This window comes from Muriicola sp. SD30, assembly GCF_041205185.1.
Taxonomy (GTDB): Bacteria; Bacteroidota; Bacteroidia; order Flavobacteriales; family Flavobacteriaceae; genus Muriicola.
In genome coordinates this window covers 605,941-607,237 of sequence record NZ_JBGEWB010000001.1, presented here as the reverse complement: position 1 = coordinate 607,237, position 1,297 = coordinate 605,941, and the positions used below count along the sequence as shown (strand labels likewise).

The following is a 1,297-nucleotide window of genomic DNA, read 5'->3' as shown; positions in this document are numbered from 1 at the left end:
TCAGCAGGGTCTACAGGCTGACCGTTAAGCGTATCATTGTCGAGCACATTGCTGTCAGCTACCACTCCTCCGGCTACTCCATCTACAGGGTTCGCGCTAAAGTCGTCATCCACAGCGTCGATTGTATTTTCCCCAACTGTAATTGTCACTGTTGCAGAAGCACAAACGTCAGGCTCAGGATCAGTATTACACACCTGGTATATTATAGTGACAACAGAATTTGATTCTGAAGCGTCAGGAATGTATGATAGTTCGCCCGTCTCGGGATTAAAACTTACCGTTCCTGTTGCTGAACCTCCAATTCTGGTAAGACTTGTAGTTCCCTGATTATTCGGGTCATTATTGGGCAGGTAATCATCATTTGCAAGAATATTAATTACGACTTCTGTTTGTGCAGCCGTTTCACCCTCGTCATCTACTGCTGTTGCCACCAGAGGATTAGGGTCGCCCCCATTTGGGTTACCATCCTGATCACAGTCTAATAAGTCCCAGTCGGCTGAAGGAGTCAGGGTCTGACTAGCCAATACCAGAGAGCAGGGGTCAAGAGGATCTGTCTGATCAGCAACCTCATCTTCGTTGGTCACACCATCTCCATCACAGTCAAGCGCATTCCAATCAGCGGAGGTTGCGACTGTCTGACTCGCAAGTAAGAAATCACAGGGATCTAAAGGATCGGTTCCATCTGTATTTTCATCTCCGTTAGTTACTCCATCCCCATCACAATCGGCAGCAAGGAATTCGTCACTCTGGGCAACGGTTATGCTGTCCGCATTAAAGGAACACGGATCTAAGGGATCGGTTCCATCGGTTACTTCATCACTATTGGTCACCCCATCGCCATCGCAATCAGCGGCATTCCAGTCGGCTGAAGGATCTACAGTCTGACTTGCCAATACAAAGTCGCAGGCATCGAGTGGATCTGTATTATCGGTTAGTTCGTCACCATTGGTTACGCCATCACCGTCACAATCTTCAATCAGGTAATCCCCGCTTTGATCAAGGGTTACACTGTCCGGGTTATAGGAACATGGATCCTGGGGATCGGTTCCATCTGTATTTTCATCTCCGTTAGTTACTCCATCGCCGTCACAATCGGCAGCAAGGAAATCGTCACTTTGGGCAACGGTAATACTATCCGGATTAAAGGAGCAAGGATCAAGCGGATCTGTCTGATCAGTCACTTCATCACTATTGGTCACCCCATCACCATCACAATCAGCGGCATTCCAGTCGGCAGAAGGATCAACCGTCTGACTTGCCAATACAAAGTCGCAGGCATCGAGTGGATCTGTATTAT

The 1,297-nt window shown here is 48.0% G+C and carries 1 pseudogene; it reads right to left on the bottom strand.

The features are described from left to right. Positions 1–1,297, bottom strand: a pseudogene (locus tag AB8P51_RS02740) (hypothetical protein); the annotation flags it as partial.